Annotated in this window: 22 protein-coding genes and 1 tRNA gene; 11 read left to right on the top strand and 12 right to left on the bottom strand. The window is 63.0% G+C overall.

Features of this window, described 5'->3' with window-relative positions; genetic code table 11:
* Positions 1–37: 37 nt before the first annotated feature.
* Positions 38–3,694: a PAS domain S-box protein gene (locus ACWTU7_RS07695; protein WP_455838479.1), complete on the bottom strand. Its 3,657-nt coding sequence runs from the start codon at positions 3,692–3,694 to the stop codon at positions 38–40.
* Positions 3,695–3,945: 251 nt separating this feature from the next.
* Here ACWTU7_RS07695 and ACWTU7_RS07690 point away from each other — a divergent pair, with 251 nt between their 5' ends.
* Positions 3,946–4,395 carry a phasin gene (locus tag ACWTU7_RS07690; protein ID WP_029348412.1) on the top strand — a complete coding sequence of 150 codons (450 nt, stop codon included), beginning with the start codon at positions 3,946–3,948 and terminating at the stop codon, positions 4,393–4,395.
* A 424-nt stretch (positions 4,396–4,819) separates the two neighbouring features.
* Positions 4,820–4,896 (top strand) — tRNA-His (locus ACWTU7_RS07685).
* 377 nt (positions 4,897–5,273) lie between these two features.
* On the opposite strand, the gene ACWTU7_RS07680 is transcribed toward ACWTU7_RS07685, so the two are convergent.
* The 3 genes from ACWTU7_RS07680 to ACWTU7_RS07670 form a co-directional block, all read right to left on the bottom strand.
* Entirely contained in the window at positions 5,274–5,573 is a 300-nt protein-coding gene (locus ACWTU7_RS07680) for a DUF1236 domain-containing protein (RefSeq protein ID WP_455838480.1), read from the bottom strand.
* A gap of 272 nt (positions 5,574–5,845) precedes the next feature.
* The gene (locus tag ACWTU7_RS07675) at positions 5,846–7,324 is read right to left on the bottom strand and encodes an ROK family protein (RefSeq protein WP_455838481.1); all 1,479 of its coding nucleotides are present in this window, start codon (positions 7,322–7,324) and stop codon (positions 5,846–5,848) included.
* Positions 7,325–7,593: 269 nt separating this feature from the next.
* Positions 7,594–8,499: a tagatose-bisphosphate aldolase gene (locus tag ACWTU7_RS07670; protein ID WP_455838482.1), complete on the bottom strand. Its 906-nt coding sequence runs from the start codon at positions 8,497–8,499 to the stop codon at positions 7,594–7,596.
* Between the two features lie 283 nt (positions 8,500–8,782).
* Between ACWTU7_RS07670 and ACWTU7_RS07665 the strand changes: the two genes are divergently transcribed.
* The 5 genes from ACWTU7_RS07665 (at position 8,783) to ACWTU7_RS07645 (ending at position 13,936) form a co-directional block, all read left to right on the top strand.
* The gene (locus tag ACWTU7_RS07665; RefSeq protein WP_455838483.1) at positions 8,783–9,688 is read left to right on the top strand and encodes a sugar-binding transcriptional regulator; all 906 of its coding nucleotides are present in this window, start codon (positions 8,783–8,785) and stop codon (positions 9,686–9,688) included.
* 487 nt (positions 9,689–10,175) lie between these two features.
* Complete coding sequence (locus ACWTU7_RS07660) at positions 10,176–11,156, top strand: ABC transporter substrate-binding protein (protein ID WP_287331111.1); 981 nt, start codon at positions 10,176–10,178, stop codon at positions 11,154–11,156.
* A gap of 97 nt (positions 11,157–11,253) precedes the next feature.
* Positions 11,254–12,306: an ABC transporter permease subunit gene (locus ACWTU7_RS07655; RefSeq protein WP_029348405.1), complete on the top strand. Its 1,053-nt coding sequence runs from the start codon at positions 11,254–11,256 to the stop codon at positions 12,304–12,306.
* Complete coding sequence (locus ACWTU7_RS07650) at positions 12,299–13,054, top strand: ATP-binding cassette domain-containing protein (RefSeq protein WP_095519375.1); 756 nt, start codon at positions 12,299–12,301, stop codon at positions 13,052–13,054. The genes ACWTU7_RS07655 and ACWTU7_RS07650 overlap by 8 nt, the downstream gene beginning before the upstream one ends.
* Before the next feature lie 627 nt (positions 13,055–13,681).
* Positions 13,682–13,936 carry a DUF768 domain-containing protein gene (locus ACWTU7_RS07645; protein WP_095519374.1) on the top strand — a complete coding sequence of 85 codons (255 nt, stop codon included), beginning with the start codon at positions 13,682–13,684 and terminating at the stop codon, positions 13,934–13,936.
* A gap of 81 nt (positions 13,937–14,017) precedes the next feature.
* Here ACWTU7_RS07645 and ACWTU7_RS07640 read toward each other — a convergent pair whose 3' ends face one another.
* Positions 14,018–15,148: a DmpA family aminopeptidase gene (locus ACWTU7_RS07640; RefSeq protein WP_455838484.1), complete on the bottom strand. Its 1,131-nt coding sequence runs from the start codon at positions 15,146–15,148 to the stop codon at positions 14,018–14,020.
* A gap of 40 nt (positions 15,149–15,188) precedes the next feature.
* Positions 15,189–16,754, bottom strand: a complete 1,566-nt coding sequence (gene xseA, locus ACWTU7_RS07635) for an exodeoxyribonuclease VII large subunit (protein ID WP_455838485.1) — start codon at positions 16,752–16,754, stop codon at positions 15,189–15,191.
* A gap of 109 nt (positions 16,755–16,863) precedes the next feature.
* Between xseA and ACWTU7_RS07630 the strand changes: the two genes are divergently transcribed.
* Positions 16,864–19,077, top strand: a complete 2,214-nt coding sequence (locus ACWTU7_RS07630; protein WP_455838486.1) for a putative bifunctional diguanylate cyclase/phosphodiesterase — start codon at positions 16,864–16,866, stop codon at positions 19,075–19,077.
* Between the two features lie 3 nt (positions 19,078–19,080).
* Here the strand turns inward: ACWTU7_RS07630 and ACWTU7_RS07625 are convergent, their stop codons facing one another.
* Positions 19,081–20,037 carry a LysR substrate-binding domain-containing protein gene (locus ACWTU7_RS07625; RefSeq protein WP_455838487.1) on the bottom strand — a complete coding sequence of 319 codons (957 nt, stop codon included), beginning with the start codon at positions 20,035–20,037 and terminating at the stop codon, positions 19,081–19,083.
* A gap of 231 nt (positions 20,038–20,268) precedes the next feature.
* Between ACWTU7_RS07625 and ACWTU7_RS07620 the strand changes: the two genes are divergently transcribed.
* Positions 20,269–20,559, top strand: coding sequence for a DUF1127 domain-containing protein (locus tag ACWTU7_RS07620; RefSeq protein WP_029348395.1), 291 nt, complete (start codon positions 20,269–20,271; stop codon positions 20,557–20,559).
* A 184-nt stretch (positions 20,560–20,743) separates the two neighbouring features.
* Here ACWTU7_RS07620 and ACWTU7_RS07615 read toward each other — a convergent pair whose 3' ends face one another.
* The 4 genes from ACWTU7_RS07615 to ACWTU7_RS07600 all read right to left on the bottom strand — a co-directional run bounded on the left by ACWTU7_RS07615 (position 20,744) and on the right by ACWTU7_RS07600 (position 24,870).
* On the bottom strand, positions 20,744–21,751 hold the full coding sequence (locus ACWTU7_RS07615) for a DUF937 domain-containing protein (RefSeq protein WP_455838488.1): 1,008 nt from the start codon (positions 21,749–21,751) through the stop codon (positions 20,744–20,746).
* A gap of 180 nt (positions 21,752–21,931) precedes the next feature.
* Positions 21,932–23,305 (bottom strand): glutamate--cysteine ligase, encoded by a 1,374-nt coding sequence (locus ACWTU7_RS07610; RefSeq protein WP_455838489.1) that lies wholly within the window; start codon positions 23,303–23,305, stop codon positions 21,932–21,934.
* Positions 23,306–23,456: 151 nt separating this feature from the next.
* Positions 23,457–24,191 (bottom strand): 16S rRNA (uracil(1498)-N(3))-methyltransferase, encoded by a 735-nt coding sequence (locus ACWTU7_RS07605; protein ID WP_455838490.1) that lies wholly within the window; start codon positions 24,189–24,191, stop codon positions 23,457–23,459.
* Between the two features lie 31 nt (positions 24,192–24,222).
* Positions 24,223–24,870 carry a hypothetical protein gene (locus tag ACWTU7_RS07600; protein WP_455838491.1) on the bottom strand — a complete coding sequence of 216 codons (648 nt, stop codon included), beginning with the start codon at positions 24,868–24,870 and terminating at the stop codon, positions 24,223–24,225.
* Positions 24,871–24,957: 87 nt separating this feature from the next.
* Here ACWTU7_RS07600 and ACWTU7_RS07595 point away from each other — a divergent pair, with 87 nt between their 5' ends.
* Both ACWTU7_RS07595 and ACWTU7_RS07590 read left to right on the top strand, forming a co-directional pair.
* Positions 24,958–25,656, top strand: coding sequence for a type 1 glutamine amidotransferase (locus ACWTU7_RS07595; protein WP_029348387.1), 699 nt, complete (start codon positions 24,958–24,960; stop codon positions 25,654–25,656).
* 274 nt (positions 25,657–25,930) lie between these two features.
* The gene (locus ACWTU7_RS07590; RefSeq protein WP_091595274.1) at positions 25,931–26,071 is read left to right on the top strand and encodes a hypothetical protein; all 141 of its coding nucleotides are present in this window, start codon (positions 25,931–25,933) and stop codon (positions 26,069–26,071) included.
* Positions 26,072–26,097: 26 nt separating this feature from the next.
* On the opposite strand, the gene ACWTU7_RS07585 is transcribed toward ACWTU7_RS07590, so the two are convergent.
* Positions 26,098–26,871, bottom strand: coding sequence for a metallophosphoesterase (locus tag ACWTU7_RS07585; RefSeq protein WP_095519373.1), 774 nt, complete (start codon positions 26,869–26,871; stop codon positions 26,098–26,100).
* Positions 26,872–26,902: the final 31 nt, after the last annotated feature.

Genomic DNA, 26,902 nt, shown 5'->3' with positions numbered 1-26,902 from the left:
ATAGAGCGGCGACACGGACGACTGAAAGTCCGCCGCTCTAATCCGCGAGCACGCGGGTCGACGGGAAAGCGACTTCGACCAGGGTGCCCTCTCCGGGCGTCGAGTTGATGGTGAACCGGGCCCGGTTCGCCTCGACCATGGCCTTGGTCAGCGGCAGCCCGAGACCGGTACCGTCGCCGCGCCCGCGCTTCAGCGCGTTGATCTGCTTGAACGGCTTGAGCGCCTGCTCGATCTCGGACTGGCTCATGCCGATACCGGTGTCGCGCACGCGCATGACGACGTCGCCGGAGATCTCGTAAGCTGTCGATACGATCACCTGGCCGCCGGCCTGCGTGTAGCGAATGGCATTCGACAGGATGTTCAGTGCGATCTGGCGCACGCTGCGCAGATCGGCCACCACTTCCGGCAGCCGAGAGGCGAAGCTGGAGCGGATGATGACACGTTCGCGGTTGGCTTGCGGCTGCATCATCGCCACCGTCTCGGACAGCGTGTCGTTAAGCGACACCGCCTCATAGGCCATCTCCTGCTGGCCGGCCTCGATTTTCGAAATGTCGAGCAGATCGTTGACCAGGTCGAGCACATGATTACCCGACCGGTTAATGTCGCGTAGATAGTCGCGGTAACGGTCATTGGCTACCGGCCCGAATTTCTCGTCGACCATCAGCTCGGAAAACCCGATGATGGCATTGAGCGGCGTGCGGATCTCGTGGCTGATGCGGGCGAGGAAGTCGGTCTTTTGCGAGGAGGCGCGCTCGGCCACGGCGCGCGCCTGGGTCAGATCCTCTTCGGCCCGCTTCCATTGGGTGATGTCGCGCACCACCGCGCAGAAGCCGCTATCGTTGGGCAGGCTGCCGATGGTCATGAACAGCGGAATGAAGCGCCCCTGCGCCTCGCGTCCAATCACCTCGCGGCCGTCGTTGAGCACGCTCGCCACGCCGGGCTCGGACAATCCTTCGAGATAGTCTCGCGCCGCGCGCTGGCTTTCGATCGCGAACAGCGAGACGAAGGGCTTGCCGCTCACCTCGTCGCTGTCGAAACCGAAAAGCGCTTCGGCCGGGCGGCTGATCGAGCGGATCGTTCCGTCTCGGCTGATCAGCACGACGCCGTCGGTCGCGGTGTCGATGATGGTGCGCATCTCGGCGATGCGTGCCTTGAGCTCGGAAGTGTCCGGCTGCGTCTGGTCGTCGGCGGTACTATGCAGAATGGCTGCTGCCTCGTCGTCGCCGGAACGGCGCACGACTAGCATCAGCGCCTTGCCGCCACGCCACGGAACCGAACGCAGAATGGCCTCGATCGGGAACTCCTGACCGTCATGCGTCTTCAACCGGAGCGCGTGATCGGTTCCGTCGGAGGCGCTGTCGTCGTAAGGATCGGCAAACAGCGCGCCGAGGCCACCGGCATCCGCCAGATCGTCGAGCGTGTCATAGCCGGTCAGGCTGAGGAATTCCTCATTCGCATAGTGGAGATCGTCGCCGGAATGGATGAGCAGCGGCACCGGCAGTTTGCCGAGGATCGAAGTGTCCGGAGCCTTGCTGCCATCTGCGGTCGAAAAAGCCGATGGCACGAACCCTTCGAGCTTGAGCGGCGGCACCTGCAGGCGCGGCCGCTCAATCGGCGCCGCCTCCACGTCGCCGACATCGCCGATGTGATCGGTTGACGAACGGGTTTCGTCGTCACCGGACGGCGCCCAATCCTCGCTGTCTTCTGCATCACGGAAATCGGCGTCCGTCATGCTGTCGTCGTCTTCGGCGGCGGTCGATCGACTGCCCGTGTCGGTGGGTTCGACTACCTCTTGCGTCGCCTTGTCCGGCTCCGAAACCGGGGCGCCGTCGCTATTGTCGGCGACATAGTCCCGGTCGGCGTCGAGCCTCGAGACATCCTTCTCGTCTTCGACATCGGTTTCGGACGGTTCCGCCGCAGCCGGTTCTGCCGACATTGCAGCATCGGGCTGTTCGGTTGGGGGATTGTCCTTCTTGAGCCGCTCGCCGATTTCACGGAATGCACTGCGTTCCAGCGTCGACAGGCCTTTGTCGTTGGCCGGCTGCCTGTGCTCCGCCAACCGGATCACCTTGTCGGCAAAGCGCCGCTCCGGCTTCGGCACGATGGTCAGCGCCGGCACCTCGCCCTGGAACGGGTCGGTTTCGTCAGGCGTTTCGGCGACTTCCGGCTTGAAGGCTGCGGGAGCCTCGGCATTAGGGACAAGCGCCATACCGATCGCTTCCGGATCGACCACTGTATCGCCGGTGCGGGCAACGCCGAAGCCGCGAAAACCTTCGAAGGCACGGCTTCGGCCGTAGACGGGCAGCGCCGCCAGGTCGACGGGAATCTTGAAATCGGTGCCGGCAACCGGCCACAGCACCGAGCGGCCGGACCAGGTGTCGCGACGGTCGAGCAGGCCGGCGATCTCGCCGGACGCATCGAGGTCGAAGGTGGCCGCGACGTCCCTGAAACGCCGGCCGATCACATCGGCGGCAGGCTTGCCGACGAGTTCTGCGAATTCCGGCGACAGCGCACTGAACCTGCCTTCGGCGTCGGTGCGCCAGACGAAACGCAGGGGCGGAGCCGCGCGGTCGATCGAGGGGATGGCACGCTCAGTCGGGTAGCCGGCCCCGATGGCATCCTGTGCGGAACTTTCGGCCGAAGCATCCGCCTCGACATGTCCTGACGCATCCGGTCGGCTCGGCTTTTGCGCCTCATCCTCGCTGGCGCTGAAATACCAATGGTCATGCTGTGGAGGCATTCCGCCGGCCGCTTCCGGACCCTGCTCGGTCGAATCGGGCGCGGTTGAATCAGGTCTGGTCGAATCAGGTCTGGTTGAATCTGGCCCGGTCGAATCGGGAACGTCGTGCTCCGCCGACACCGAACCGTCTTCGCCGGCTGCCGGGACGGTCTGCGCTGCCACATCCAACTTCGCGACTGTTGCGGGCGTTTTGTCCTGTTCTGCTTTTGGCGGGACTGCTGCATCGGACGCCGCCGCGCCGGTAGCGGTTTCTCCTCCCGCGCTGCGCTCGCCAGCAGAGCCTGCTTCGGAGTCAAGCTGGTTCTCGTCGATCACCACCAGCAGGTGCCGCTCGTCCGTCAGCCGGGCGAGGCCGGCCGGATAGGAAGTGGTGCCGCCTGGAACGAGGCGTTTGACGATGCGATCGTTCTCGTTCGCCACATCGGTCACAAGCGCTGCCAGCGTTTCGGGCAAGATGCCGAGCGCCGAAAAACCGTCGGAAGCGGCCTCGATGTTGCCCTTGGCATCGACAAAGGCGATGAAATGACCGTCTTCGGTAAAGCCGCTGATGGCCTGAGCGGCGATCTCGGCGCTGCGCGAGCCGGTCTGTGCCGCCGGTACCGCAAGCATGATCGCTTTTTCGCCGTCAGGCATTGTCACCGCGCTGGCCAGAAAGCCAACCGCGCGGCTGGTCAGGCCGGTTGCCAGCCGCACCGTGATGGCGCGGTCGCGGCCGATCTGTGGAAAGCCGCTTGTCGCCATGATCTGGCGCCTGGCGATCAGCGGCAACCCTGTCGAGGCGCCGATGATGGCCTCGATGTCGGGGTAGCCGAACACCGCTGCCCCTGGTCCGTTGGCCCAGATCACCTGTTCGAGGTCTGCCGACAGAAGGGCGATCGCGTCGCCGGCGGCAAAGCGCTGGCGGACCGCGTCGAGCACGGCGACGTCGAGGAAGGAGTAGTTTTCGGACGGCATGCGCTTTGGGAACCCTCACAGAGCGGCAGTTTGCGGTTAACGCTTTGTTAATAAAAGCCGACGGCGCGAAGGTCCACAAGCCATAGCGTGCAACCGCCGGAATCTCTGGGCTCGTGGTTAACGTTGGGAGAGAAATTCTATGGTGCGCTGCAACAAAGATATTGCAATGCACAAAATTTGCCTTTATATTGCCATCATACATGAACGAGACGGCTTTCTGTCGAAGCCGCTGCCGCTGCAAAGGATGGAAAATGTCCAGGACCAAGACCGCTGAAAATGTCGAATTCCCTAGCTTCGACGCTTCCAAAGCCACCGACCAGATCCGCGCTTTCGCGGAAAAGGGCGTCGAGCAGTCGAAAGAGGCCTATGCCAAGCTGAAGACCGGCGCCGAAGAGACCCAGAAGGCTCTGGAGTCGACCTTTGAGACCGCCAAGACCGTTTCCAACGACCTGTCGCTCAAGACCATCGCCGCTCTGCGCGCCAATACCGAAGCCGGCCTTTCGCATTTCGAAGCGCTGATCGGCGCCAAGTCGCTGTCGGAGGTCGTCGAACTGCAGACCGCATTCCTGCGTAAGCGCGTCGAGATGACCGTCGAGCAGGCAAAGGATTTCCAGACCGTCGCCTCCAAGGCTGCCGAGGACGTCTCCAAGCCGATCAAGACCGCCTTCGAGAAGGCGATGAGCGAAATCAAGGCCGCCTAATATTTGCGCATATTTCGAAGATGCAACAAAAGGTCGCATTTCTTCGAGCAGGATTATGTGCGATATAGTGGTCAAGCGAATACCCGGCGGGTGGAACCTCCTCCCTCTGCTCTCCGGGGTGACCAGCCAGCACCTCCTCCCGCTGGCTCGTAACAGGAAAAGGCCGGCACCTCCTCCCGCCGGCCTTTTTCTTTGCCCGGCGAAATATGATGTCGATGCCGGAGCACTCTTTGCCGACGGCGCCGCGCGTCCTCCTGGACGCGCAAAGGAGCATGATCCTTTCCGAAAATCGATTCTGATTTTCGGGGCCATGCGCGGCCAAAAGCCTTGAATTAAACTCCGATAGCCCGTATTGACGCATCGCCGAACGACAGAGCGGGTCCCGGAGAATGAACGTTCCACCCGCTGCCGCTCAGGCAAACGTGCCGTTGTAGCTCAGATGGTTAGAGCGCCGGATTGTGGATCCGGAGGTCGCTGGTTCGATCCCAGCCAACGGTACCACTACAACCTGCTGGCGGATGCGGTAGGGGCCGCCACGCCTCGACGGCGGCATCGTCGGAAAATGGCTGACCCATGCAGGGCATTTCGACACAGCGGAATTACCGCCACGTACTTCGTTTGCATGTTTCGATTCCATTAGCTTGAGCGCATGTATTCGCCAGCCAGGCGCCCACTCCCCAGTGCTCGCTGGTCAGGCCCAGCGGCTCTAGCTGCCAGTCCCCCCCGCGCAACCAAGCCGCTGGGCCGCTAATCCGGCGGAAAGCGCGCTAAACCCGAACGCCAAAACGCGCGGTTAGCGCGTCCGGGGCTGGCCTTCGTTCCAAACAACAAGCCGCCGCGCACTTCGGCACGGCGGGCCTCAGTTCGAAGAGTTCGTGTCAGTCGTAGACCTTCACAATCTTGCGCGTACCTGGATCGACCAGGACGGTTCGGCCATCGACGACGACGTAGCGGTATTGAACGTCCGGCACCTCGTAAAGCTCGACTGTTTCGGGCAGAGCTGTGCCGATGTTGAGTTCCACGCCGAGAAGGCTGACGGATGCCATCGGTTTCTTTTTCACGTATTCCCGGATCACAGTATCCTGCTCGGGTTGAATGATGACGTCCTGAGCGGCGGCGGCGCTGACGCCAACGAGCAGAAGGATGCCTGCCGCGGCCGAGGAAAGTTGCTTACCCATGATAGCCTCCAAGCAAACTCCGCTGTGGCGCTTCATTGCTGCCGCGACGGATTGCTTAGCTTGAACGGTGTGGAGTAATTCTTGTTCCACTGGCAGTGCGCGAATCCGCTTACACACACGCGCGCCCGCTCAAGGCGGCAAGCCATCCTGACAGGTATTTCGGGAACGATTGTCGAGGCACGGCGGGCAGGCACCGGGCTAACATAATGGCAAAAAAAGCCAATCAACGGCTGCACTCGGATTGTGGGTCCGGAGGTAGGCGGCCGCGCTGCCTATGTGTCAGCCGCTATCGTCGCCTGCAACCATTGTGTGATGGCATCGAAAGCGATCGGTTTGGTCGTGTCGACGTCAAACAGCGGTCCGCGCCGCAGCGGCTCGGCGCGCTTGGCCAGTTCGATCAGTTCGGGGATGTAGGCAGCGCCGGGATGGCCGGCCGGACGTTGATCGAGCCGTGCGCGATAGCGCTCGGCAAGAACCTCGCCGGGAGCATGACACCAGATTTCGGCGGTCTGCTCGACGCCGGCCCTTCGCAGGTGATCCTCGAGCACCTGGCGCAACTGGAAGCCGAACCAGGCGTCGACGACAAATATGGTGCCAGCCGGAGCCTCGCCGACGACCGACCAGATGGCTTGGTAACTGGCGCGGCCGAGCGTGCGGTTGAATTCGCGATCGCCGCCGCCGAGCACTTCGAGGAACGGGTTCTTGACCGTGTCGAGCGCGAGCAATGGCCAACCCATGCGCTCGGCGATGCCGCGCGAGACGGTGCTTTTGCCGCTGGCGGGGATGCCGTTGACGAGCACGGCGCGCCGGCTGGGCACGGCGCGCCTGGCGGGCACAGCACGCCGGCCGGGGTTGAGCCGGGCAGATGGCAAGGACACGGGCGCGACTGCCGCCTTCTTCGCGAGCGCTTGCAGACCGGCGCCGATGACGCCTGCGTTGTCGCCCAGTTGCGCCGGTTCCACCGGGCATTGGTACCACGGAGCCAAGGCGGGAGCCCTGGCAAGCGCCCGGTGAGCCGCCAGGCCAAGTCCGCCGCCGAGCAGCACCAGATCGGGATCGAACATGGCGACGGTCGTATCGATTGCCGCACGCAGCGGCCCGGCCCAGGCTTCCAGTATGCCGCGCGCCAGCGTGTCGCCGCCCGCATCGCGGGCAAAAAGCTGATCGACCGAAACATCCGGACCGAGGCCTGCCCGCGCGATGTGACGGCCAAGCGCCGTGCCTGAGCTGGTGGTTTCAACGCAGCCGCGCCGGCCGCAGACGCACGCTTCGCCTGACATGTCGACGGTGATGTGGCCGAGCTGCCCCGCCGTCCCCTTGCCGCGGACGATCCGCCGGTCTTGGACCACGGCACCGCCAATGCCGGTCCCGATCGTGAACATGACGATGCTTTCATGGCCTTTGGCGGCGCCGAGAGCCATTTCGGCGATCAGTGCCATGTTGCAGTCATTGTCGATCACCACGGGCTTGCCCGCCGGGCTTTCCAGTCGTTGCGCCAGGGAGACCGAGGCGAGGTTGACATAGCCTCCGGACAAGACCGCGCCAAGCTGCGCATCGACGCGTCCGGGGACGCCGATGCCGATGGCGGCAACTTCGGGAGCATCGAGCCGGCGCACCATTTCGCCAATCCGGGAGAGCACGAGCTCCGGGTCCGGCGCGCTCTTCTCGGAAATGCGGTCGAGGATTTCGCCCGTGCCGGAAATACGGGCGGCGCGCAGATTGGTGCCGCCGATATCGATTCCTATGGCCATCGAACTAGAGCCTGTTCCATTTCGACTCAATCGAAAAGGGGCCCTATCTTGCTGTTTGACCACGATCTTCTCCGAAAACCGGTTCCCACTTTTCGGGATCATGGCTAGAGGCATGACGTCCCGTGCGTGCCTGGTGTGAACGTCGGATAGCTACAGCGCCGCGCATCCTGGTGCGCAAAGGACGCTGTAGTATTTTGATTTCCGCATGATCCATTCCGAAAATCGATTACGATTTTTGCTTTCGCTGACCTTCGGTTCGGGGTCGTGCGCTAAGCGGCTTTCTGCTTGTAGTTTCCGATCACCGCCTGAAGCTCGCGCAATCTCGACACCGCGATGGTCTTAAGCCTTTCCCGCTGAATGTCACGGTCAAGCGAGATGCAGTCCTTCCACAGCGACCGGCCGGCGATGACGCCTGACGCGCCGTTCCTCATCGCGATCTCGACCTGGCCCAGGAAGGTTGCATGGTTGACGCCGGCAGAGAGGACCGCCCATGGCACCTCGCCAGCCATGCTGCTGATCCTGGCGCAGGCTTCCGGCGTTCCGGGATAAGGAAGCTTGAGCACCTTCGCCCCGCATCCCAGCGAAATCCGGGTCCCCTCTTCGACAAGCCAAGGGATCTTGGCTGTATAATCTTCAAGGCTTTCCCCTTCGACCTGATAGGTCAGGAACTCGACGACGAGCAGGAGGTCCTCTTGCGCGAAGTCGGCGATGCATTGGCGCAGAATGGCGACATTGTGCTCATTCGCCTCAGGCCTATCAGCCCTGAGATAGACCATGATCTTGCCGCCGGTGCCGCCGAGCTCCCGGACGCGGCGCGCGCCGATGCCGGGAACGAGGCGCGACAGGCGGTAGCCGGCGGGCGACACGTCGAAGCCCGAGGCATCGAGGCCGATGAGCAGGGCCGTATCGCGGCTCAGCACCCCTTCATCGACAACTCGCGGCACTGCGCAGAGCGGGTCGAGCAGCACGCAGGATGCCTGGCTGGCGAGGTATCGCGTGATGTCCGACTTGGTGTCGCCGAGCATATCGTTGGTGATCTTGGCCTGTTCTGCAGGGTCCGCCGCAAGCAACGTCCGCATGCCGCCGCGCTGGTCACAGGCGATGGCCATGATGGCCCCGTCATCGCCGCATATCTGCTGGTACCCGCGCAACTCTGCGGTCGTCATCTTTGTCATGGTCTTCTGTCCGATGTTGGCGCCCGTTCAGCAGGGCGCAGATCCGTGGAACAAGAAAGGCTTAGTTTTTACCCTGCCCGTCGGCAGGAGGTTTGCCGCTTTGGTGCGCTATCGAACCGAGAAAATTGGCCTTAGCCCGCTATTCGTTGTGGAAACGAGCCCACGTTGCGAGTCAGCCGAATTTGCGCGATAACTCCCATCGGTTGCCGGGTCTGTAACACATTGCTGAAAGGAATTGCAACTGCCTGTCCCTCCCGCACAAGATGCAGCCGCATCGCGGACGATGCTGCATACGGTCGCCAAACTGCACTACGAGGCTGAGATGTCGCAGGTCGATATCGCGCGGCGGCTTGGTGTCTCAACCGCGACCATATCGCGCCTCCTGCAGCGGGCGAGAGCAGAGGGCATCGTGAGGATCGAGGTTCTCGACCTTGCAACCCCCGAAGGCATCACCACGCAACTGATCGAGGGACTCGGACTTCGCGACGCGGCGGTCATCGAAACGCCGGCAGCCGGTGCGCTGACGGCCCTCGCTGCGCCGCTCGGCGCCTTGATCAAGCAAGCGGAGCTGACGGCCGGCTCGGTGGTCGCCATTGGCTGGGGGCGAGCCATTCGCGAGGTGATCCAGGCAGGCCTGCCGCGCATTCCCGGCGTACTGACCGTCGCTGCCACCGGCGGTATGCAGCAGCAGGCGCCGCATTTTCAGATCAACGAGTTTGTGCGGCTCGCCGCCGAAGAATTCGGCGGGACGCCGCATTTCATCCATGCGCCCTATCTGCCGTCCTCCGAATTGCGTGAGGTCTTCCTCGGCGATGCGACCATCCGCGACAGCGTCGCGCTTTGGGACCGGACCGATGTTGCGATCGTCGGTATCGGCCTGCCCCATGCCATCAATCCGCCTGAGGCGAGCGCGGCCACGCTGAGCGAACAGGCCCTGTTTCATGCGGCTGGAGACGTCATTCGCCATTACTTCGACGCCGAAGGCACGCTCATCCCGTGGGAGGGGGAGGGCCGGATGATCGCAATGTCGCCTGCCCAGCTTCGAGCCGTCCCTCTGGTGATTGGCGTTGCCGCCTCGCCGGAGAAGGCGACGGCCATCATCGGTGCCGTCCGCGCCAACCTGATCAACGCTCTGGTAACGGACACGAAGACGGCCCAGGCTATCCTCGAGGCCCTCTTGCCCCGATAGTTGCGAGCACGCCGATGCGTGACCTCGGCACCCCTGATCGATCCAAACTGATTGACACCAACGCGGCTCGCGAGCCCGCCGCCGCGAAATCATCAGTTGTGTCGCCAAAGAGTTGGGGCAATAGTCTGCGTGAGGGCCCGGCGGGGCTGACAGATGGTGACCGGTTTGAAAGCGTTTCGATCCCGGAAATACCCAGTTGCAATTTCTTTCAGCAAAGTGTTACAACCTTGCGGCTAGGCACGCATGCGCGTCGAGCGGCGCTGTTCCCTGCATCTTGCGGAGGCCAGGAACGGGACTGCGCATCAGGCCGGTCGGTTTCGACTGGCTGATCTAACGACTGGGGGGCGCTCGGGAGGAAAGCTGCCCATAACAGCAAGCAGGCGAAACCCGTCTCTCGCCGCCAGCACTTCACATAGCCGGAACGAATTGACAGCCATTTCAATGTCGATCGCAACGGCAAATCTGCCCAAACCATGAGGAGGATGTTATGAAGAAGATTGTTGCCGCCCTGGCGGCTCTCGCCATCTGCGCAACGGCGCTGATCACGCCCGCTTTGGCGCAGGACAAGAAGTTCACCGTTGCGCTCATTCCGGGTCTCACCACCGACGGCTTTTACATCACCATGCGCAAGGGAGCCCAGGCGGCAGCCGATGCTCTTGGTGTGACCCTGGTTTTCCAGGGTGCCCCGGATTTCAATCCGGTAACGCAAGTCCCCGTGCTTGACGCGGTCATCGCCAAGAAGCCGGACGCCATCCTGATCGCGCCGACCGACAAGGTTCAATTGGTCGAACCGCTGCGCAAGGCCAATGATGCCGGCATTCCGGTGATCACTGTCGACACCTTCATCGGCAGCGGCGTCTACCAGACCGGCGCCGGGGAGGCGGATTTCCCACTGTCCTATATTGCCTCGGACAACATTCTGGGCGGCGAGATCGCCGCGCGGGCATTGGCCAAGGCCATAGGCGACAAGGGCAAGGTTTACGTTTCGAACGTCAAGCCCGGCATTTCGACCACCGACCAGCGTGAAGAGGGCTTCAAGAAGGAGATGGCGGCCAACCATCCCGGCATCACCGTTCTCGAGACCCAGTTCAACGACAACGACGCCAACAAGGCCGCCTCGCAACTGCAGGCTGTGTTCGCGCGCAATCCCGATCTCGTTGGGGTGTTCGGCGCAAACCTCTTCTCGGCGCTTGGCGCGGCTAATGGCGTCCAGCAGGCCGGGCAGACCGGCACCGTCAAGGTCGTGGCGTTCGACGCGCCGACCAGCATTGTCGACAACATCAACACGGGCCTTGTCGACGTAGCGATTGCCCAGCATCCCGCGGAAATCGGCTATTTCGGTGTCGTGTCGGCCTATGCCCATCTGACCGGCCAGTCGATTCCGGTTGCGATCGGCACCGGCTTTACGATCATGGACAAGTCCAACATCGCCGACCCCAACATCTCGAAGTACCTCTATTCCGAATAAGTCCAGCCAGGTCTCCTTCCGGCCTGCGGGAAGGAGACCTGCGCCGGGTCCATTTGACCCTGTTTGACGGAGACCGCGCTGCGGATCGGAACCATTCATGACTTCAACATCACCAACCGAAATGCATGTCGCTCCTCAGGCGGATCACGGTGACCCGGCCAGGAGCTGGCTCGCACGCATCGCCGAGGGACGCGCCTGGCTGTTCCTCGCCGGCCTGATCATCTGTTTCGAGGTTTGGTCCAGGCTCTCCTTCGGCGCGACCTTCGTGCTCAACCCGTTCAACGTGCAGTCCATTGCGATATTTGCCGTGGCGCCGTTGCTGCTGGCGACCGGGCAGACCTTCGTCATCATTTCGGGAGGCATCGACCTCTCGCTGGGCTTCATCATGGGTCTCGCGGCCGTCGTCGCGGCCCACGCCACGAATATGGCTGGCGTCGCCATGCCGGTGCCTCTGGCCATGATGTTGGGCATTCTGGCGGCCGTGCTTGTCGCCGGCGTGCCTGGCCTAATCAACGGCTTGCTGATCTCGCGCCTCAGAATTCCACCCTTCATCGGCACGCTTGGCATGTTCGGCGTGGCGCGCGGCGCTGCGTTCCTGCTCGCCGGCGGCACGACAGTGCCGGTCCAGAATTCCTGGTTCGCGCTGCTTGGCAACGGCAGGCTCTACGGTGTCCCCTATCTCGTCATCATCGCCGCCGCCTTCGTCGTCGTGATGCACTACATCCTGAGCCAGACCCGGTTCGGCCAGCACAACTACGCTATCGGTGCCAATGTGCAGGCGGCGCGTCGCGCCGGCATCGACATCAGGGGCCACATCCTGCGCCTCTACGTGCTTTCGGCGATGTGCGCCGGCCTCGGGGGCGCGCTCTATGCAGCGCGCTTCACCGCGGGCGCCGCCCAGGCCGGCGAACCCTTGCTGCTCGACAGCGTCGCAGCCGTGGTGATCGGCGGCGCCAGCCTGTTCGGTGGCTCCGGCACCATCTTCGGGACGGTTGCCGGCGCCTTGGTGATCGCGGTCATTCAATACGGGCTGGTTTTCGTCAATGTCGAGCCGTTCTGGCAGTTCATCGCCGTCGGCCTCGTCATCATTATCTCCGTCCTAATCGACCAGGCGCAGCGCCGGTTCAGTGGAGCTCGCCAGGATGAATAGTTCCGAACAAACCACCCCCCTTCTCGAAGTCCGACACCTTTCCAAGCATTTTGGTGCGGTGCAGGCGCTGAATGATTTCTCCATGGCCGTGCGGCCGGGTGAAGTGGTGGCGCTGGCGGGCGACAACGGCGCCGGCAAAACGACGCTGATCAAGGCGATATCGGGCGTCTTTCAGCCGACCGGCGGTGAAATTCTGCTCAGGGGTCAGCCGGTCACCTTCGCGACGCCGCAGGAGGCGCGCGAAAAAGGCATCGAGACCATTTACCAGGATCTCGCTCTCGCCGACAATTTGTCCATCGGCGCCAATATCTTCCTCGGCCGTGAACCTATGCGCAAGGCCTTCGGCTTCCTGCCGGTGCTCGATCGCAAGGCCATGGCCGTCGCCGCCAAGCAGACCATGGGACGGCTGGACTTCCATGTCAGCCGGCTCGACGCCCCGGTCAGCAATTTCTCCGGCGGTCAACGGCAGGCTGTAGCCATCGGCCGGGCCGTCTATTGGGACGCGCAGATCCTGATCATGGACGAACCGACCGCGGCCCTCGGCGTACCGGAGCAGCGCAAGGTCATTTCGCTCATCCACCAACTCAAGGCACAAGGGCGGGGCGTGATCTTCATCTCGCACAATCTGCAGGATATTTTCGCCGTTTCCGACCGCATCGTCGTGCTGCGCCGGGGCGTTCAGGCTGGCGAGCGCAAGATCTCGGAAACCAACCATGACGAAGTCGTCAAGCTCATGGTTGGCGGATAAGCCGAACTTTTCGATTATTTGAAACAGCTCACTTGCCGAGGAAATCAGCCTCCCGGGCCGCCAGCCCGCAACTCTTTGGCGAGAAGCGACCCGCGGCAAGATCGCCGGCATAGGCTATCGCGCCTAGCTGCTCAGCACCTCGAAGCGCTCGGTCGATTCCCGGTGAAGTATGCTCGCCCCGATGATGATAATACGCCATACAGATGCGCTCGGCGGAGCGGAAACAAGCAGGATGGCGAGCAGAGTCGACATTGCCTGAGGATGTCACTATATAGCGGCGGCTTTGGCCGCGTGCTCTAGGGGTGCGCAGCGAATGGCGCCGCAAACGTGCCACGTATTGTGACACCTATTGTCATACAAATTGACTGGAATACCGGAAAAAAGCAAGTATAAACAATGGTGCGATCCGGGACATGATCCCAGCCAACGGTGCCAGTCTCCTCAAGATAGAATCTCCTCAACAATTAGAATGTGCTCCTTGAACCTTCGATTCACGTCAGCTCTGTGGAGCTTGGGCAAGATCGGCTTGCCGGACGACGACGACTCGGTTGGAATGGAATCGTGCATCTTTTCGGGGATACCGGCGTTTATGATTACCAACCGGCGCAGCCGCCAGGGAACAGCAGCATGAGCGAACACGCGATCGAGTTCTTGCAAGGGTGGATCGGCGAAAAGGTCCACTGCCAGCCCTCGCTAGACAGGATCGAGGAGCAGGCCGAGACCCTCGCCAGGGAATGCGCCGCCAAGGCGGCTGAAGCTGGCATACCGCTGGAGGATATCCAGGAAGAGGTCGGCGACATTCAGGAGCTTATAGCGTCGAAGCTGGAAGAGGCGGCTGAGGCCGACCAGGACGAAAAGAACTCGGACAAGCCTGCCGAGTGACATGCCGACCCGGCGAAAGGCATCTATTACCAGGCTCAACCATTTCCAAGACCTGTGCGACGCGTGACACGCCACACAGTCCTACTTTCCCTGACTTGCACCGAATTTGCCCTTGAGCCATGCCTTCGGCAGCGCCGGCACGAAATTGCCGTCGCGCCCGGTCATGTCGTCATTGGCGACCAGCGCATTGAGGATCGCTTCCTCCACACTTTCGATCACGGCGTCGAAGAACGGATCGATGTCGGTATCCGGGATAAAATCGGCGCTGCCGGTGCGGCCTGACGGCGCCAGTGCCGCCTCGCGGTTGGCGGTCGAAAAGGCGAGGAAAATATCGCCCGAGCTATGATAGCCGAACCCGCCGGTCATGGCGACGCCGAGCGGCGCCCGGCGGGCCAGCCGCTTCATCTGATGCGGCATGAACGGCGCATCGGTAGCGACGATCCCGATGATTGAGCCCTTTTCGGCGCGCGGCGTGCTTTCGCCGATAGCCGGTTCCACGAGATCGGGCCCGGCACGCAAGCCGCGAATGACAAAATTGCTCCGCTTGCCGAAATTCGCCTGCACGAACGCGCCGACCGTGTAGCGCCGGCCGTGCCATTCGACGATGCGCGATGCCGTGCCGGAGCCTGCCTTGAAACCGAAGGCGATCATGCCGGTGCCGCCGCCGACGCTGCCTTCCTCGATCGATGCTCTGGTCGCGCCATCGAGTGCCGCGGCGACATGCTTGAACCTGAGATGGTGGCCGTTGATGTCGTTCAGGAAACCGTCATAGGTTTCCGCCGCCACCGGCAGGCCCCAGCCGCTGTCGAGCACGGCCGGCAGCACGCGCTGCATCCAGCGCAGCGTTGCATCGCGTGAAACGCCGCAGGAATGCGTGTTGGTGATGGTGATCGGGAAATTGAAGGCACCGGTTTCCTCGATGATGTGCGAGCCGGTCAATTCGCCATTGCCGTTCTGGCTGAAGATGCCGGCAAAAACCGGCGTGGCGAGATCGGTGCGCGGTCTCGGCAGGATAGCGGTCACGCCGGTGCGCACCGGTCCCTTGCCGACCACCAGCGCACCATCGCCCGAAATCAGCGTCGAATAACCGAGAGCAACGCCAGCCACATCGGTGATGGCATTGAACGGCCCAGGCGTGCCGTCAAAACTTATGCCGAAGGCTCGCGCGCGCGGCCTGCCGGAAGGCGTCGTCTGGTGATGATTGTCGGTCATACGGGCTCAGCAATCATAGGGACTCAGAAATCATTGCCACTCAGAACAGAGAGCCTTGATTGCCAGGCTCCTTGGTTTTGGCGGCCGGCTTCGCAGTTGTTTTCGACCGTGCGGCAGCGCTGGTCGCAACCGCATCGGCGGTCCCGTCGGCAAACTCCAGCGAAAGTGCCATACCCGGCACCACTTCCGCAGCTTGCTTGATCACCGCGCCGTCGGCGTCTTTCACCAAGGCGAAGCCACGCGCCAACACCGCCTTGTGCGACAGCGTCGCCAGCAGCCGGTCGGCCTGGGTCAATTTCCCGCGCAAGCGCTCGAGCCGTACGGAAATCACCCGGTCCTGTCGCCGCGACAGCGCCGCCAGGGCATCTGCCTGCAACTTCTGCCGCCTTGCGATCGGCGCCGGCGAAAGCCGCACCGCGGTGCGCGAAAACCGCGTTCGCCGCTCGCGCACGATGGCGAAGAACGCCGCTTGCGCGCGGGCGAGGTCGCGGCCGGCCAGCGTGCGGGCCTCGTTCATGCGCCGCGACAGGGTGGCCGGCGTCAGCCGCTGCGCCTGAAGCCTGGCTCGTTTGCGCTGGACGCTGACGGACAGCGCCCGGCCCAGCCGGCTGGTCGCCTCGTCGAAACGCCGGCGCGGCAGCGCCAGCAACTGGTCGGGCGAGGGCAGCGCCCGGGCAGCGGCACGCACCGCCTGGCGCTTGCGCTCGAAATTGCGCGATGCCGCGGTCTTCAGCCGCGCGCCAAGACCGGCAAGCGTCGCTTCGAGGTCGACTTTGACCGGCACGGCAATCTCAGCAGCACCCGTCGGTGTCGGCGCCCGCACATCCGCTGCCAGGTCGATCAGCGTCCAGTCCGTTTCATGGCCGACAGCGGAGATCACCGGAATGCGCGAGGCGGCGACGGCGCGGGCCAGCCCCTCCTCATTGAACCCCCAAAGGTCCTCCAGGCTGCCGCCGCCGCGCGCCACGATCAACACGTCGGGGTGCGGAATAATGCCATCCTGCGCCAGTGCGTTGAAGCCGTTGACGGCGGCTGTCACTTCGGCGCCTGCCGTCTCGCCCTGCACCCGCACCGGCCAGACAAGCACGTGCAGCGGAAACCGGTCCTTGATCCGGTGGATGATGTCGCGAATGACGGAGCCTGTCGGCGAGGTGACGACGCCGATGACGCGCGGCATGAATGGCAGCAAGCGCTTGCGGCTGGCATCGAACAGGCCTTCGGCCTGCAGCCGGCGCTTGCGCTCGTCCAGCAGCGCCATCAGCGCTCCGGCGCCGGCCGGCTCCAGATTGTCGATGACGATCTGGTAGTTGGACTTTCCAGGATAGGTGGTCAGCCGGCCGGTGGCGATCACCTCCATGCCCTCTTCGGGGCGGAACTTCAGCCGGCTCATTGTGGTCTTCCAGACCACGGCGTCGAGCCGTGCGCGGTCGTCCTTCAGGCAGAAATAGGCATGGCCGGAGGAGTGCGGCCCGCGATAGCCTGATATTTCGCCACGCACCCGCACATTGCCGAAGACGTCCTCGACCGTGCGCTTCAGCGCGCCGGAAATCTCGCTCACCGTGTATTCGGTGGCATTGGTGCGTGATTCGGATGCTGCGTCGCTCATTGGCCGATTGGGGGGCGGTTGTTGGCCGGCGTCAAGGCTGTCGCCCATAGCATAACCTGATCTTAACCCGATTTGATGACTGTCACGGAAAAGAGAGTGGCCAGGACGCATGAGCCGACGCCTTCGACGCAGCCCATTGACGTTCCAGGTCACGCTAACGATGATGGCGCTCGCCATTTTCGCGCTTGCTATGGTCGTCGGCTTTGGCTTTTACGCCACCATCCAGGCGGATAGCACCTCGCTCGAGCGGCAGAAAATTTTTTTCACCAACGGCATGCGGGACCGGATCGCGGCGGTGGAGCGCGAGCAGGAAAGCATCGCCGTCTGGGACGATGCCGTCATCAATACCAAAGCGGGTAACGAGGTCTGGATCGTCGATAACATCAGCGTCTGGATGTATTCCTACTACGGGCATGATCGGGTCTATATACTGGATGCCGGCGACCGCCCGATCCATGCGATGCGTGAAGGAAAGGTGATGGCGCCGGCCAGTTACAGCGAGGACGAGCCGGTTCTGTTGCCCACCGTGGAGAGGGTACGCCGGCTGATCCGTGAGCCGGCGAAAGAAAATCAGGCCGGCGGTCCGGTCAAATTGGTCGCCGGGGATCTGGTGGAGCTTGACGGAAGGCCTGCCATCCTCAGCATCATGCCGCTGATACCGGGTACCGACCGCGTCGTCCAGGCACCTGGCAGCGAATACCTTCATATCTCGGTGCAGTTCATCACCGATGCGGTCCTGGCCAAGATCGCCGGGCAATATCTGCTGACGGGCGCCCGCCTGCTGCCGTTATCGCAGCCGGTCGGCGAGGCCGCCATTCCGCTGGTCGATTCGCGTGGCGTCATCCTGGCTTTTGTCGGCTGGGATCAGGAGCGGCCAGGAAGAGCACTGGTGCGCGAGGCAGGCCCGGCCCTGATCGGCGGCGCGCTGCTTGCGGCCGGTGTTCTGGCATTCCTGCTGCGCCGCCTCCGCCGTACATCGTTGGCGCTGCAGACGAGTCAGGACGAGGCGCAGTATCTCGCCTTCCACGACACGCTCACCGGCCTCCCCAACCGAGCCCTGTTCGAGGACCGGCTCCGGCGCGCTTTGCTCACGGCCAGTCACGAAACTGCCAAAGTGGCACTGCTTTACCTCGACCTAGACCGTTTCAAGCACGTCAACGACACGCTTGGCCACCCTGCCGGCGACGAGCTCGTTCGCCAGACCGCCGCGAGGCTCCAGCAGGCAATCCGCGAAGTCGACACCGTGGCACGGCTCGGCGGCGATGAGTTCGCTATGATCCTGATCGATGTACACGACATCCGAGGCGCCGAAGATGTTTCGGAGGGCCTGCTTCAAAAGCTGCAGGAGCCGTTCAAGCTGGCCGACGACCAGGTTTTTGTCAGCGCCAGCATCGGCATCGCATTGTCGACCGGTCCAGATGCCGATGCGGACGACTTGCTGCGCAAGGCCGACATCGCGCTTTACGAAGCCAAGAAGAATGGTCGCGGCCGTTACGAGGTCTTCGCCGGCGACATGGACGACCTCCTGCTGCGCAAGCGCAAGGTCGAGAGCGAGCTTCGCCATGCCCTGAATGGCGGAACCGGGATCAAGCTGGCGTATCAGCCGGTCTTTGCGGCAGACGGCAGCACGATCCTCGGTGCCGAGGCGCTGATCCGCTGGGGACATGAGGTCCACTGTGCACTGCCGCCGGCACAGTTCATCGCCATCGCCGAAGAACGTGGCATGATCGGTCAGCTTGGCAAATGGGTGCTGCACGAAGCCTGCCGCTTCGCTGTCGGCACCGATTTACCTTGGATGGCCGTCAACGTGTCGCCGCTGCAACTGCGCGACTCCGATTTTGTCGAGCAGGTTGTGGCGATCCTCGCCGCGACCGGATTGGCGCCAGGGCGCCTGCAGCTCGAGATCACCGAGAGCGTGCTGTTGGACAACAACGATACGACCAGGGCGGCTCTGGCTGCCTTGCGCCAGTCGGGGATCGCCATAGTACTCGACGACTTCGGCACCGGCTATTCGTCGCTGAACTATCTGCGCCGCCACGCCATCGACAAGCTCAAGATTGACCGGTCTTTCGTGAACCTTCTTGGCCGCGACGAGAGTTCGGTGGCGATCGTCAGGGCGCTGGTCGATCTTGCCGACGCTCTCCACGTCGGCGTCACTGCGGAAGGCGTCGAGACCGAGGAGCAAAAGGCGCTGCTCGTCGCCATGGGCTGCCGAGAGTTTCAAGGCTACCTGCTGTCGTTGCCACTGGAGCCGGACCAATTGCTGCGCCTGCCCGGCTTTTTGCCCGGCAACGACAGCACGCAGGAAGCGGTTTCCGCCTGATCCTTACCAGCCCGGCAAGATCTGGTTCGGCTTGGTTCGCTTCAGCTTCGAAAAGGCGAGTGCTGCGAAGTCGAAGCTCCCCGTCTCTTCGCCGAGCGGCACGGAAATATTATCGAGGCTTTCCGAAATGTGGCGGGCCAGCGCGTCGACGATCTCCGGCCGCGACGTCTGGCCGCGCATGATGCCGATGCGGCAATCGGGCAGGGCGTCGAACCCGTCGGCGTCGCCCAGAACCCGCATGCCGGGCCGCAGCGCACATTCCGGCAGCACCGAGATGGCCAGGCCGGAAAGCACCGCGGCGGTGATGACGGTTGCCGAGAAGCTGGTGAACAGGATGCGGTAGTCGCGGTTCTGCCGGTCGAGCACGTCGACGGCAGCCCGCCGCCAGATGCAGTTCGGGCGGCCGAAAGCCATCGGCAATGTGTCCTGCTCATGTGTCGCGTGGTTGGCCGAAGTGACCCACAGCAGCGGTTCGCGCCGCACCACTTCCGACTGACCGTGCGCGTCATTATGCGTCACCAGCGCCAGATCGAGATTGCCGCGCTTGATATGCTCGACCAGCCCCGGCGTCGGCTCGCAGATGACGGTCAACTCGACACGTGGATTGGAACGGGCGAAGCGGGCCATGATCTCGGGCAGGAAGCGATCGGCATAGTCGTCCGGCGTGCCGATGCGGATCGTGCCTTCGAGCCGCCGGTCATCGAAGGCGGCCAGCGTTTCGCGATTGAGGAACAGCAGCCGTCTTGCGTAGGAGAGCAGCCTGTCGCCGTCCTCGGTCAGCCTGTTGGTACGCCCGTCCTTTTCGAACAGCGGCTTGCCGATCCGCTCCTCCAGCCGGCGCATCTGCATGGACACCGCCGACTGAGTCCGATGCACCTCTTCTGCCGCGCGGGTAAAGCTGCCGGTGTCGACAATCGTGACGAAGGTCTGCAACTGATCGAGATCGAGTGGCGCTTTCATCGGTCCAATCCATCACTGCTGTTGATGCTAAAGATTAGAAACATTCGTTGGATTAATCAATCGAACGATGGCAAATTTACGATTGTCCACATCAAGGCAATGCATGTCACCTAAAAGTGGTCACCGGTTTTAGGACGACGAGATGCATCTTGTAAGTGAATCGGGACCGGAACGGCCGCTGTTGCCAGCGCCGATCACCTGTCTTCGTCCGTCCGAATTAAGGAGACTGACATGGCTACGTTTGATTTCGCCACCGAGACTTCGCGCATCACGTCGCGTCCGGCTATTGCGACGCGCGTAGTAAACACCATCTCCAACGTCTATCGCGCCTGGAAAAACCGCCGCGCCTTCTATCGCCTTGGCGAGATGTCGGACTCCGAACTCGCCGACATCGGCTTGACGCGCGCCGATCTCCACGTCGCCATCGAGGTGCCGTTCGGCCGCGATCCAACCGAGAGGCTTCGCATCATCGCGGCCGATCGCACAGACACGATAGAGGGTATTGCCCGCAAGGTGGCATGATCGCGTTGTTGCGTGCCCTTTCGCGTGCTTTGCGCGTCTAAAGGGCGCACGGCGCTTCGATTTCGCAGGCTCCCACTCCCTGCCGGTCCCCCCGCCGGCCCGCCTGCACACTGCCCGGTTCTCACAAGGACCGGGCATTTTCTTTGATCAACGCTGAAGATCAGATGCCGGCAGACTCGTCGGGTTACCGGCGATCCATTCCTCGCTTGAACTGGTCGAAGATCGATTCGACGCCCTTCAGGTAATCGTCGCGTTGCTGCGCGCCCGTCTCGAACATCTTGCCGAACAAATCGTCGAACGGATTCCTTGGCCTGCCGCTCGGATTGGCCGGTGGCTGTGGCGCCGGGCGCTGCTGGGGCGCCTGACGCGGCTGCGGCTGAGGCTGCTGCGGCTGTTGCGCACCACCGCCGAACATATCCTGCAGCACCTTGCCGAGCGGATTGTCACCATACGGGTTCTGCGTTTGTTGGGGCTGCGGCTGGCTTTGCGGCTGTTGCAAACCGCCGCCGAACATATCCTGCAGCAACTTGCCGAGCGGATTGTCGCCGTAGGAACTGGGCGCCTGCTGCGGCTGGGTTTGCGGCTGCTGCTGCGCGCCGCCACCGAACATGTCCTGCAGCACCCTGCCGAGTGGATTGTCCATCGGGCCGGGCGCCTGGCGCTGCTGTGGTGCCGGCGCTTGCGCGCCGCCACCGGCCTGCCGCATCATCTGCTCGATAATCTCGCCGAGCGGATTGCTGCCGCCGCCGAATCCGCCTGCTGCCTGCATTTGATTTGTAGTCTGCTTGAACAGTCCGCCCATCACCATTGAAGCCACGGCCGGCAGCATCTGCTGCAAAACCTGCTGGCTGACACCGCTCGCCTGCGCAGCCTGGCTGGCAACGGCGCGGGACAGCTCTTTCGAGCCGAACAGATGGCCAAGAATGCCGTTGCCTTCATCGACGCCCTGCGGCGAGAAAGCCCGGCTTGCGTCCTCGAAATATTTGGCGTGCTGGCCGCTGGCCATTGCCGTCATGAACGCGCCGAGCCCGTAAGGATCGGATGTGTTGCGCTTCAGCCCCTGTGAAAAAGCCGGCAGCAGCGCCTCGATCGCCGATTGCGTCTGCTGCTGCGACAGCCCGAACTGTTGGGCCAGGACCTGCATGCCGTTGCCGTTCTGAGCCTGCGCCAGAATGTCGAACAAGGAAGGCATTGTTTTTCTCCTCCGGGAAGATCCTCGTAGGAGAGCCTACCGCACCGGCCCGAAAATCGGAATCGATTTTCGGAAAGCACGATGCGTTAGCTTAATGAGAGTCAGAGCGTCCTTTGCGCGTCCACCAGGGCGCGCGGCGCTCTAATTCGTTGAGCTGTCGGCCAACCGGACAGCAAACGGCTAGTACGCATATTCCATGAACACCGGCTCGATCGAGCCGCCCCAGCGCGTATGATAGGCGGAGAGCAGCTCTTCGGCGCTTGTCGTGCCACGCGCGACCACTTCGTCCAGCGTGCTGAGGAACGACGTTTCATCGTAGCCGTCGCGGTTCTTGCGGCCGCGGTTCTTCAGCCCCATGCGCGAGATGACCAGAACGTCGCGGGCGATCTCGCGCAGTGTCGTGTTGCGGAACGGTGCCGAAATGCCCTGTTCCGGCACGGCGTTGCGCATCGCCAGCACCTCTTCATAGCTCCAGCTCGAGGTCAGCGCCTCGGCCGCGTCGAGCGCCGTCGCGTCATAGAGCAGCCCGACCCAGAAGGCCGGCAGCGCGCAGATGCGCCGCCAAGGTCCGCCATCGGCGCCGCGCATTTCAAGGAAACGCTTCAGTCGCACGTCGGGGAACAGCGTCGACAGATGGTTCGCCCAATCGCCCATCGTCGGCAGCCCGTCGGGTATCTCGTTGCGGGCCGCACCTGCCATGAACTGGCGGAAGGTGACGTGTGTCATGTCGTGGTACTGGCCGTCGCGGATGACGAAGTACATCGGCACGTCGAGCGCCCATTCGACATAGTCGGCGAAGCCGAAGTCGGGCGAGAAGCAGAATTCGAGCAGGCCCGAGCGCTGGTTGTCGGTGTCGCGCCAGATGTCGCCGCGCCAGCTCTGAAATCCGTTGGGCCGGCCTTCGGTGAAGGGCGAGTTGGCGAACAGCGCCGTCGACAGTGGCTGCAGCTTCAGCGACACCTGCATCTTGCGGCGCATGTCGGCCTCGCTCTCGAAGTCGAGATTCACCTGGATGGTGCAGGTGCGGTACATCATGTCGAGTCCTTTGGTGCCGACCTTGGGCATGTAGCGCGTCATGATCTCGTAACGCGATTTCGGCATTTTCGGTGTCTCGGCCAGTGACCATTTCGGGCTGCCGCCGAGGCCGAGGAAGCGTATGCCCATCGGCTCGGCGATCTCGCGCACCTGCGCCAGATGCGCATTGCCTTCGCGGCAGGTCTGATGGATCGTCTCCAGCGGCGCGCCGGACAGTTCGAACTGGCCGCCGGGCTCCAGCGAGATCGCGCCCTGGCCGGTCGGCTCGACCAGCCCGATGATGCGGCCGGCATCCATGATCGGATCCCAGCCGAGTTTTTCCTGCATGCCCTCGAGAATGGCGCGGATGCCGTGCTCGCCGCCATAGGGCACCGGCGCATTGCCGTCGACATAGAACGGGAATTTCTCGTGTTCGGTGCCGATGCGCCATTTGTCGCGCGGCTTGTTGCCTTCAGCCAGATGCTCGACAAGCTCGTCGACGCCTTCGATCGGCCGGAAATCGGTTGTGTCGCGCGCCATTACAAGTCCTCTGCAGGCGGTCGGACGACCGCCGGCGCTAGATGGACGAAATGTCAGTAGGCGATCAAGCGAAAAATCCTGAGCCACAGGGTAACTGGAATTGATTGACGCTGCTTCTTCCTTCTCCCGTTGGGGGAGAAGGGGAGAATCTTCACCAGTCCCCGACCGTCGACTGCATCACCGCCAGTGCCGCCACCGCAGCCGTGTCGGCGCGCAGGATGCGCGGACCGAGCGGGATGGCGGTTACGAAAGGCAGCACCCTCAGCATCCTTCGTTCCTCGTCGGAAAACCCGCCCTCGGGCCCGACCAGCAGCCCGAACTTCTTCTCCCGCACCGCTTGCAGCGCGGGCAGGGGATTGTTGGTCGAGGCATCCTCGTCGCAGAAGATCAACCGCCGCTCCTTGTCCCAGCCGGCGAGCAGGCGCTCGAACTTTTCCGCTTCGCGCACCTCCGGAACCGCCAGGATGCCGCATTGTTCGGCGGCCTCGACGACATTGGCGCGCAGGCGTTCGATGCCGGGCTTCGCCACTTGCGTGTGCTGGGTGATGACCGGCTGCAGGACGCCGGCGCCCATCTCGACCGCCTTCTGCACCAGATAATCGAGCCGACCCTGCTTCAATGGCGCAAAGCAGTAGATGAGATTGGGCAGCGGCGGCTGCGGCCGCTGCAAGGCCAGCACCTTCAGCCGCACCGCTTTTTTGGATTTCGCGGCGATTGCCGCCGACCATTCGCCGTCTCGGCCGTTGAACAACAGGATTTCGGCGCCTTCGCCGAGCCGCAGCACATGCATCAGGTAATGACCCTGCTGCGGGCTCGCCTCGAACTCGGCTTCCGGTCCGAGGTCGTTCGGCACGAACAGCCGCTGCATCTTGTAATTGGCGCGCATCGCCGAGGAATGGGCGAGCCAAACCTTGGCGTCAAGTCTCAGCCGAGAGATGCCAGACCGGTTCGTAGCCTTGCCGCAGCACGGAAACGGTGGTTGCCGGCGTGAGCAGGCGGATTGGACGGTCGGCAAAACCGCCGAACCCCACCGGATCGCCATAGCCTGCGAACGACCAGCGTAGCGCCTTGCCGCCGCGCATCGCATAGGCGTTGCCCCCTTCCGCAACCATGGCGCCGTCCGGCAACCCGGCAATCTCTTCCGCGGATACGACCGGTGCCCGCCCACCTGCCGCCAGCCGCTCCTTATGCAGCCGCTTGTCGACCTGCGGTGCGCGCGGCTCGGCAATGCCGTAGGCCACGCCGAAGCGCTGGACGAAGTCGCTCGCCCGCTCGCGCCGGCAGAAGAAGCAAGGCCGATGCCCGGCCGAGAGCGCGGTGACCTCGTCCAGGAAAAACAGCTCGGTCCAGCCGGTCTTGCCACCGTTCCTGTTTCGGCCCATCGGCTCGCGCCGTACATCGCGGAATTCACAGATGCAGACGATCCAGGCCTGCAGTGCCCAGCGCTTTTTCAGCAGCGTCTTGGTTTCGGGGTCATGGATGATACCGCGATTGCCCATCAACAGGCCACGCTCCGGCACGGCACAGAGAACGCCGAACGGGTCTACGCGGTTCTGCAGTGGCATAGCTTTCTCCCCGAATACGCATCTTGGCCGAAATGACGGCGGCATGATATCGCTCGACGCATCATTTTCATGTCAGCAGGTTTTTCAATGCGGGTGCTGGTGGTCCAGAATTTCGACAGTGAGGGCCTTGGCCAGATCGGCGCAGCGCTAGTCGAGGCGGGCGCCGATATCGACCTGCGCCGGCCCTATTGTGGCGAGATGCTGCCGCAGGACAGCGATGCGCACGACGCCATGGTCGTGCTCGGCGGCGCCCAGAATGCGCTGGACGACGAGATTTGCCCGTATTTCCCTGAACTGCTCGACCTGACGCGCGATTTTGCGAACAAGGATCGCGCCGTGCTCGGTATCTGCCTTGGCAGCCAGCTGGTCGCGCGCGCCTTCGGCGGCGAGAACCGGATCGGCGGCGCCTCGGAATTCGGCTGGCACAAGGTCTCTCTCACTCCGGCGGCGAAGGCCGATCCGGTGCTCGCCGCGCTGCCTGAAAATTTCCCCATCTTCGAATGGCACGACGACACTTTTGCCTTGCCTGAAGGTGCCGTGCGGCTCGCCGGCAACGAAGTCGCCGAGAACCAGGCGTTTCGCATGGGCCGCGCCGTCTATGGCTTTCAGTTCCATTTCGAGGCGGACCGGCCGATGGTCCGCGACTGGAGCTCATCCTTCGCATCGCTCATTGCCGAACGGCACCCGGACTGGAGCACTCGGCTCGACGACGAAATGGCCCATCACGGACCGGATGCCGATGCCGCCGGGCTGGCCATTGCCCGCGCCTGGGTGGCGACGATCTGACGGCTGTCGGTCCCGACGTTGCATATTTGGCACGTTGGCAAAAATCCGCTGTGGACAGCTTGTTTCGTCCTTGGCTTGTGGCCGCCCGCCACCCTAGAAGGCACGCGCTCTGCATCTTCCGTGCAACGCGATGAACCCTTTGTCTCACTCGCGCGACACATCGCCGATACAGAAACTGCCTAGAAGCGCGAAATCGTCGAAATTTTGAGACGTATTTCCGTTTCAACCCATTGGTAACCCGCCTCGTGCACAGATGAAGAGAGCTCAACAAGAGATGACGTCCGTGAAAGCAGCGCTTCTGTCCTTTGTCATGTTGTCGGCCATAGTGTTGTGCGGCTTCGGCACTTATGCCGGCGACGCAGCCAACAACCACAACGCCGTCGATGGCTACGGCGTCACCGCCGCGCTTCGCTAAAACACAGACTTGAAGCGCGACGCGCTTTAGGCCCTCTCACCTGACACCACCAGGATACGCTTGTCCGCGCCGTCGACGACGAGCGCGCTGAGGTTTCCCGTCTGGTAGGCAAGCGTGTCGATATTGACGCGGTTGACCATCACCTCCGCCTCCGGAACCGGCGTGTGGCCATGCACCACGATCTTCGGATGCAGGCCGGAATGATTGTGGAAGACATCGCGGATCCAGATCAGGTCCTGCGTGCTCTGACTTTCCAGCGCAATGCCTGGCCGGATGCCGGCATGGCAAAAGAAGAAGTCGCCAAAGGTCAGTGAAAACGCTAGCGACTGCAGGAAGTCGACATGGCTTTTCGGCACGGCCTCGACCAGCGCCGCATGGCCTTGCCGCAGTGCCGCCTCGGACCTGCCAAACCACGCACCGCCGCCTTCATTGAGCACCACGCCATAGGACTGCGCGGTCTGGATGCCGCCATAGCGCATGAAAAGCCCGTCCGCATCGGGTGCATCGAGGAAGTCGAGGAAGCCGATGTCGTGGTTGCCGGCGAGCATCAGGTGGCGCGGGTCGCGTTTTCGCACTTCGATCAGGAAATCGATGACGCCCTTGGAGTCCGGGCCGCGGTCCACATAGTCGCCGAGATGGATGACACGCCAGTCAGCCGGCCGCGCCTGGCGGATCTCGGCCGCAATCCGGCGGTACATGGCGACGAGCAGGTCGAGCCGGCCATGCACGTCGCCGACCGCATAGATGCGCATGCCTTCCGGTCCGCGCGCGTCGAGAAAGTGGATGCCGGGGGCAATCAATGCGTCCATCTCCGTGATCATGCCGTCACGG

This window comes from Mesorhizobium sp. BHscii, from assembly GCF_053848065.1.
Note: the sequence above shows the minus strand (reverse complement) of the source record. Positions and strands in the feature narration are given on the sequence as shown.